The organism is candidate division KSB1 bacterium (assembly GCA_022562085.1).
Classification (GTDB): domain Bacteria; phylum Zhuqueibacterota; class Zhuqueibacteria; order Oceanimicrobiales; family Oceanimicrobiaceae; genus Oceanimicrobium.
In genome coordinates, this window is sequence record JADFPY010000015.1 from 25,215 (window position 1) to 32,742 (window position 7,528).

Annotated in this window: 6 protein-coding genes; 3 read left to right on the top strand and 3 right to left on the bottom strand. The window is 43.1% G+C overall.

Features of this window, described 5'->3' with window-relative positions:
* Positions 1 to 89 precede the first annotated feature (89 nt).
* A complete protein-coding gene (locus IH879_02750; GenBank protein ID MCH7673855.1) occupies positions 90 to 845 on the bottom strand; it encodes a response regulator transcription factor in 756 nt (251 codons plus the stop codon).
* Positions 842 to 1,903: a histidine kinase gene (locus IH879_02755; GenBank protein ID MCH7673856.1), complete on the bottom strand. Its 1,062-nt coding sequence runs from the start codon at positions 1,901 to 1,903 to the stop codon at positions 842 to 844. Before IH879_02755 ends, IH879_02750 begins: the two co-directional genes overlap by 4 nt.
* 400 nt (positions 1,904 to 2,303) lie before the next feature.
* On the opposite strand from IH879_02755, the gene IH879_02760 reads away from it, so the two are divergent.
* Entirely contained in the window at positions 2,304 to 3,833 is a 1,530-nt protein-coding gene (locus IH879_02760; protein ID MCH7673857.1) for a hypothetical protein, read from the top strand.
* A gap of 287 nt (positions 3,834 to 4,120) precedes the next feature.
* Here IH879_02760 and IH879_02765 read toward each other — a convergent pair whose 3' ends face one another.
* Positions 4,121 to 5,008 carry a hypothetical protein gene (locus tag IH879_02765; protein MCH7673858.1) on the bottom strand — a complete coding sequence of 296 codons (888 nt, stop codon included), beginning with the start codon at positions 5,006 to 5,008 and terminating at the stop codon, positions 4,121 to 4,123.
* Between the two features lie 203 nt (positions 5,009 to 5,211).
* On the opposite strand from IH879_02765, the gene IH879_02770 reads away from it, so the two are divergent.
* Both IH879_02770 and IH879_02775 read left to right on the top strand, forming a co-directional pair.
* Positions 5,212 to 5,667 (top strand): nuclear transport factor 2 family protein, encoded by a 456-nt coding sequence (locus IH879_02770; protein MCH7673859.1) that lies wholly within the window; start codon positions 5,212 to 5,214, stop codon positions 5,665 to 5,667.
* Between the two features lie 18 nt (positions 5,668 to 5,685).
* On the top strand, positions 5,686 to 7,528 hold a 1,843-nt coding region (locus tag IH879_02775; GenBank protein ID MCH7673860.1), incomplete at its 3' end, for an amino acid permease.

The following is a 7,528-nucleotide window of genomic DNA, read 5'->3' on the forward strand; positions in this document are numbered from 1 at the left end:
CCTCCCGAAGGCTGGTAAAGATTCGGGAGGTCTTATTTAATGCCTCAAATCAAAATTTTGTAAAGAACGGTTGTGATCTTTTCCATTTTTTATATAACCAACCCCTTTAACTTCTTCGCCTGACCACGACTGAGAGACAGTTTCGTACCATCCTTCAAAATCACTTGGTAGCTCCCGTCACCAATCGGTCTAAGTTGCTGAATGCTGTCCAAATTCACAATCGTCGAGCGGTGGATGCGCATAAACATTTTGTCATCCAGTTTTGTTTCTAATTCTCGCATAGTCTGGTTGACCAAATGATTTGCTTTTCCAAGGTGGAGGCAGGCATAGTCATCCATTGCTTCAATCCAATCGATTTCTTGAAGCTTGATAGGTTTCAGAGAGCCATTCTCTTTAATCCAAAGGCGTTTTGTGTCAGCTTGGTCAGTTTGAATATTTTTTATTAGAGATTTCAGCTGTTCGACAGATGTGTCGTTATTTTGAATTCTATCCAAAACCCTTTGCACGGCCTGGTCGAAACGCTTGCGGTCATACGGTTTCAGCAGGTAATCCACTGCGTTGACTTCAAATGCCTGCAAAGCGTATTTGTCATAAGCGGTTGAGAAAATCACGAATGGAATCTGTTTAAGTTTTTTGAGCACCCCGAACCCTGATAATTCCGGCATTTGCACATCTAGAAAAATCAAATCGGGCTGGAGCGAATTTATGGTTTTGACCGCCTGTTTGCCGCTGTTGCATTCACCGATGATTTCAATGTTCGGATAGTCAGCCAAGTATTCCTTCGACATCTGACGCGCCAGATATTCATCATCGACCAGGATTGTCCGGATTTTTTCGTCAGTCATGATTTTTCGCTGAGAGGAATTTTAATTTTAACTGTAAAAGCTTCTTCGGGTGAATTCTTTAATTCTAACCCGAACGGGTCGCCGTAAATTCGTTTTAGCCGTTCGTGGGTGTTTTTTAAACCAATCCCTTTGTCAAAACAATCCTGCAGTTTGCCGTTTCGCGCGGATTTTCCGGTATTGGCAATTTCGAAATTTAGCAGACTATCCTCTTTAAAAATGCGAATCGTTAACTCGCCGCCTTTTGCTTCCTTGGAGATGCCGTGTTTGATGGCGTTTTCGACAATGGGCTGCAGTAGCATACTCGGGACTTTTTCTTCAAGGACATCGCCACTGATTTCTTCCTTTATACTGAGTTTGCGCCCAAAGCGAATTTTTTCAATGTCCAAATAGTTGCGGATGAATTTTAATTCCTGGTTCAAAGTCACGAATTTGCTTTCATAACCTTCGAGAGAAAAGCGTAGGAGCTCGGCTAACTTGGCATTCATCGTTCGGGCCTTTTCCGGATTTTTAGCCATCAAAGCATTCACCGAATTTAGGGCATTGAATAAAAAATGCGGGTTAATTTGTGATTTCAAATTTTGCAGTTCCATGTTTTTTGTAAGAAGGTGGAGCTCGGTCTCTTTCAACTCTTTTTCTTTGAATTTTTGATAGAAACTAATTGTGTAAAAAATGCCAACCAATAGACCATATTTCGTGAGGCCGTCCAGGAACTGCCACATGTGGACACCTTGCGAGAACAAGAATTTAACCACAGCTTCGCCGGATGTAACCCAGTAAAAACCATAAGTCAGAGACAGCCAAATTAATGTGAAAAAGATACTTGCTAAGAAATGAATGCCAAAGAATCGGATGTTCGAAGATTTATTAAAAGGGAATTTTTTACAAGAATACCAGAGTGGAATGCTTAAAAGCGCCATCATGTAGTTGGCAACTGCAGTTGAAAACCAGGCGAGAGAGTAAGACATGTTTTCCTGAATGGATAATATTCCGGCATTGAGGAAGTTGTAGGCGGTCCAGATAGCAAATCCCAGAAGGATATTTCGGAAAAGTCTCTTCATAGTTGAAATCTAAAAAAATATCGTTTAAAAAACAAGCTGATAAAGCGAATTGGTGATTGACCGAAAAATATAGATATGGCCGTCTTTGCGAGCGTTTCTAAGCGAAGCAATCTCCTGATTAGTCAGGCGTGAGATTGCTTCGGCAAAAAACGCCTCGCAAAGACAGTAAAAACTAGCAAATTTGGACTTTTCGGTCAAGTCTTATAATGCAGATATGATCGACCTGGATTCCGCCTTTGTCCTTTGGCATCAGGATGTCATTTGGTTTTTGTACGTATTAATCAATCAGTATTGAGGTCTCTGAGGTGATAAATCTCAGGGATTTATTTTGAAAATGGAACCATTTTAAGGTAAGGGATTATGTTAATTCATTAATGAGAGAAATTCGATAAATGGAACAATGATTAGCGTTCTCATTACAATTTTAATTTTTATTCCCTTTAGCTCAAATGCGTCGGCTTCTGATAAAAATGTCTATCATCAACTCAGCCTCGAAGGGATCGAGTACGGCTACAACATGCAAATTGAAAAGGCGACCGAAGTTTTCGATCAACTTATGAAACTCGAGCCGAAAAATCCACTTGGATATGTTCTGCAATCGGTGAATTATTTTTATATACTGCAATGGGGGTGGAGTAAGGATGTTGAAAAGAGATTCAAAAAACTTACCTCCAAGGCGATAAAACTCTCCAAGCGAAATTTACCGGATAAAGAAAAAAGGCTGGACGCGCTATTTTACCTGGGGACGATCCGTATATATCTCGCTGCTTATCACGGCGGGCAAAGTAATTGGCTCAGGGCTTACTGGTATGGCAAAGACGGCATTAGGTATTTAAAAAAATTAGTGGCCGTCGATCCGAATTACTACGACGCTTATTTGGGACTGGGCTTGTATCATTACTACGCGGATGTGATTCCCAAATTCATCAAGATGGTAACCGCCATTTTGGGCATTGAAGGAGACAGAGTGCGCGGACTTAAGGAGTTGCAGTCTGCCGCTGAAAACGGCAAGTATTCAAAAGCCGAGGCCATGCTTTTCCTGGGGAATATTTATTTGTACACTGAAAAACAATCTGAAAAAGCCTTGCAGTATTCTAAGGAGTTGGCAGAGCTTTATCCGGTAAATTCGGGTTTCTTAAGTTTTCTTGGCGAGAATTATCAGCGAAACGGCGCTCACTCTCTGGCAATCGAAACGTTTAAATCCGGGTTGGCGCAAGAGGCCGCACAACGGTACCCGATTTTTAAAATGTTTTTATTTTACAATCTGGGGAATGCTTATTTTGAAATGAACCAGTTTGACAAAGCCGCCTCTTTTTATCGGCAGTCATTTGCTGTCAAGGCTTCTGAAAATAAAGCGCGAAAAGGAGTTTTGGCTCTGGTAAATTATAAAATTGGGTTGTGTTATGATATGGTTAGCAGACATGAAGACGCGCTGAAAAAATACCGACAAGTAAAAAAATCTCATAATAATCGCGCCTATAAACTTGCCCGGGAACGACTTAACAAACCCATGTCTCTGGTTGAGAGAGATTTAATTTTTGGGAAGAATTTTGCTAAAACAAAATCTTACGAGGATGCTATGGGTACTTTCAAACAAGCTCTTGAAAAATGTGAATTAAACAGCGAGGATTATCCCGAAACCAAAATACCCGAGCTAAGATATCATCTTGCCAAAACAAAGTTTGAGGAAAAGAATATTCAGACAGCAATTTCAGACTTTAAAGAAATTGGGGCTTTAAAAAATGTGAAAGAAAAATGGATTAAACCGTGGTCGCACTTTTATCACGGCCGGTGCTTGGAAGAATCAGGAGAGTTTCAAAGTGCGCTTGCTGAATATGATGCAGCTTATAAATTTGATGACAATGAATTGCGATTTCAGATAGACAGGAGGAGGGAAGGATTACAAAACTTTTTTGAAGAACTAGATTAATCAAACCGGACAAACCGGAACTTAGTTTTGATAACTATAACGTGAGATGAGCGCACCAGGCGAGGTTGGATGCGTGATACTGGATGGGGTTAATGCGAGCATCGAGCATCATAAAAGAACCATCGCAAAGCGAGACGGAGGAGAATTCGAGATCAAAGAGTAATTCCACTTCCCAGGTTCACTCACAGAGTCAATTTCCGAATCGAATCCATAGAACAAAGTTTTTGTGCAGCAAGTTTTATGAGATTAAGGGAATGCATACTAAGGAGATTCCAGACGATATGGGTTTATTCATGAGGCTCTTTTCGAGAACGAATCCCTGCTTCTCGCAAGCTCTTCTCAACCACTTTGCGTATAGAGTCAGGATCGATAACCGGTATATGTTTGAGATGTTCCAGGCTTTTCAAAGACTCTAATTCCTTTAAAATTTCAAAACTTTTCTGCTCTTTAAGTTCATCAAGAAAGTTTTGCAAAGCTGCCATCTCTTTCTCTAGCGCTACCGAAAGGTCTTTTTCCCATTTCAGAACCCGATCCTGCTCCAGAGCCTTTAGCTGCTCTGCAAGATTTTTAAACTCCTCCTCGTCCAGATGTGATCTCAAACTGACGTCCATTATGATGTTTAGCCCGTCCTTTACCCGGTAATGTATTTGCCTTGCTTTTTCATGGTATTTTACCCTATTTTTCTTTATGGCAATATAGATTTTTTCATTCAACTCAAACATTGTTTTTACCCGTTTACCTACAAACTGTAATCTTTCGGGCTTCGGGGCTCTTGCAAGTTGAGGCGGCTCGCCGGACCCGAGTTCTATATAAAGCAATTCGGAGATGGGTGTCGGCGCCAGCATTGCAGACCGCAAAATCCCCTCGGCCTGTTGGGGCGTAAGTGCAGTTTCTGTGTTGCCGGTGTTAAGAATGTTTGCAGCCATACTCTCAATCTGTTGGGGGGCAACATCGCCTTTTGTTGCTCGTTCCTTAAAATCTTGATATAGTTCAGTAAGCTTATTTTTTTCTGTTCCGTCCGGCACGAGCGCTAAGAGCTTTTCTCCCATCAAATCCAGAGAGTATTCGAGTACACTCTGCTTGACCTCCTCCTCTGCATAAAAAGTCAAATAAATGGCAACGGATATGACTATCGCCGCCAAAACAAATCCGATTTTACGAAAACTGTCCCACATTTTTTTCTCCGTTTATATTGGAAAATGACATGAGTAAGCCTCATGAATATTATTATTTAAATAAATGCCGGAGCAAAATCAAGTGAAAAAAGTGTTTCTCAATTATTTTTGAGATTGGAGCATGTAAAACCGAGATTTTCTTTTTGACAAACCAAATAAAAAGCGATATATTGAGCGATATTTTGTTGTAAAAAGGAGCTTAAATGAGTCACGAAGCTGTAATAGAGCAACTCAATCGCGACATAAGCCCGGAACTCTATGAGCAGATTCGCAAAGAATGGAAAGCACATTCGATTGCAGAGGATAACCGCGATATCGCCGGATTGATGGCTACGCTTACGGATGATTGCGTTTATGAACTGCCGCAAACAGGCGACGCCTGGCACGGCAAAGAAGGGGCTACTCGCTTTTACACCGAGCTGCTTGGGGCGTTTCCGGACGTCAAATTTGATTTGCAAAATATTGTGATCGGCCCGCAGGGTGTTTTTGAGGAAGCGCATGTTACTGCAACTCATCAAGGGAAATGGTTGAATTATGAACCCACGGGCAAGCACATTGAGTTTGAGGTTGTCATCCTGTTTCCATGGGATTCCGAAAAGCAGAAATTCAGTGGCGAACGGGTCTATTTCTTTGGCCTCGATGAAGTTTTAAAGGGTTAATTCCGAGGGAGAAAAATCTTGACACGAAAATCAAGTGGCCACGGTTTTGGCACCGCGCCGGTTTTTCTGGCCGCTATCAGCACCATTCTCGGCGCGATTCTGTTTTTAAGATTCGGTTATGCAGTTGCTCATGTCGGCCTGTTCGGCGCATTTTTGATCATCCTCATCGGTCATGCGATTACCATCCCGACTGCCATGGCCATCGCCGAAATTTCCACCAATCTGAAAGTTGAGGGTGGCGGCGAGTATTTCATTATCAGCCGCTCCTTTGGCTCGATGGTAGGGGGGACCATCGGCATTTCGCTTTATTTCTCGCAGGCGATTTCTATCGCGTTTTATATGATCGCATTTGCCGAGGCATTTACCCCTGCGTTCGGCTGGTTTGAAGGACTCACTGGCATCGAACCGCAGACCTGGATGATCAGTATTCCGGCAACTGTCCTCCTGCTTGTTCTCATGATCACAAGAGGCGCAGAATTGGGGGTCACGGTGCTTTGGGTTGTGGTGACGACTTTGGCTTTATCATTATTTATGTTCTTTATTGGCAGCTCCAGCTCTAGCTCCGGCTCTACCGGCTTGGACATATTTGCCAAAGTACAAAACCCGGACAAGTTTTTTGTGGTATTTGCGATTATTTTTCCCGCGTTTACCGGCATGACCGCCGGGGTCGGCCTTTCCGGTGATTTAAAGAATCCACGCAAATCCATTCCTTTAGGAACGTTGTCTGCAACTCTGGCCGGGATGGTCATTTATTTTTTCGTTGTGATTAAGATGGCTTACAGTTTATCGCCGGAGGAATTGGCCGCCGATCAATTTGCCATGAGCAAAATCGCGGTTTGGGGACCGATCATTCCCATCGGCCTCGCTGCGGCTTCTATCTCATCGGCCATCGGCTCGATTTTGATCGCCCCCAGAACCCTGCAAGCTTTAGGCGGCGATCAAGTTTTTCCGTCTGCTACGGTCAGTAAATTTTTAGCAAAAGGCCGGGGCGAAGCGAATGAACCGATGAACGCCACTATTTTTACTGCAGGTATTGTTTTTGCGGTTGTAGCGCTGGGCAATGTAAACTTTGTCGCACAGATCATTAGTATGTTTTTTATGATTACCTACGGCTTTCTCTGTTTAGTGAGTTTTCTGGAGCACTTTGCCGGCAACCCTTCCTATCGCCCGACGTTTCGTTCAAAATGGTACTTGTCACTCATTGGCGCCCTCGCTTGTTTTATCATGATGTTCCAGATGGCGCCTGTTTACGCTTTCTTATCCCTTATAGCCATTGTTGTGATATACCTGAGCCTGAAACGCGGCCGCGAGGAAGAAGACGATCTTTCGGCCATGATAAAGGGCGTGCTGTTTCAACTCACACGTCGACTGCAGGTGCTGATTCAAAGAAAGCAGGCCGTAGTCGCTTTATCCAATTGGCGGCCGTCATTTATCGCGATTTCATCGAGTTCGTTCACCCGTCTCGCCCCATTTGATTTGCTGAGATGGATTTCTCATTACTACGGCTTTGGCACTTTTATCCATTATATTAAAGGCCCTTTGGATGAATCGACGCAAAAGGAGTCGAAAGAAAAATTAGCCCAGTTGATTAAACAAGGAGCGGCCAGCCATGCTGGTATTTATGTGGACACAATTATCTCGCCGAGTTTCAAAACCGCGGTGGCGCAAATCGTGCAGATTCCCGGCATTTCAGGCCTGGAGAATAACAGCATGCTTTTTGAATTCCACGAAGACGATGAAGGCGAAATCTCCCGCATCATCGATGGCTGTCAATTCGCTTCGATTGTTGATTTTAACCAGTGCGTGCTGCGTTCCTCGGAAAGGCACTTCGGCTACAAACAACGCATCGACATTTGGCTCA

Coding starts and splice junctions, on each gene's coding strand:
- IH879_02750 (MCH7673855.1), bottom strand. CDS start 845: ATGACTGACGAAAAAATCCGGACAATCCTGGTCGATGATGAATATCTG.
- IH879_02755 (MCH7673856.1), bottom strand. CDS start 1,903: ATGAAGAGACTTTTCCGAAATATCCTTCTGGGATTTGCTATCTGGACC.
- IH879_02760 (MCH7673857.1), top strand. CDS start 2,304: ATGATTAGCGTTCTCATTACAATTTTAATTTTTATTCCCTTTAGCTCA.
- IH879_02765 (MCH7673858.1), bottom strand. CDS start 5,008: ATGTGGGACAGTTTTCGTAAAATCGGATTTGTTTTGGCGGCGATAGTC.
- IH879_02770 (MCH7673859.1), top strand. CDS start 5,212: ATGAGTCACGAAGCTGTAATAGAGCAACTCAATCGCGACATAAGCCCG.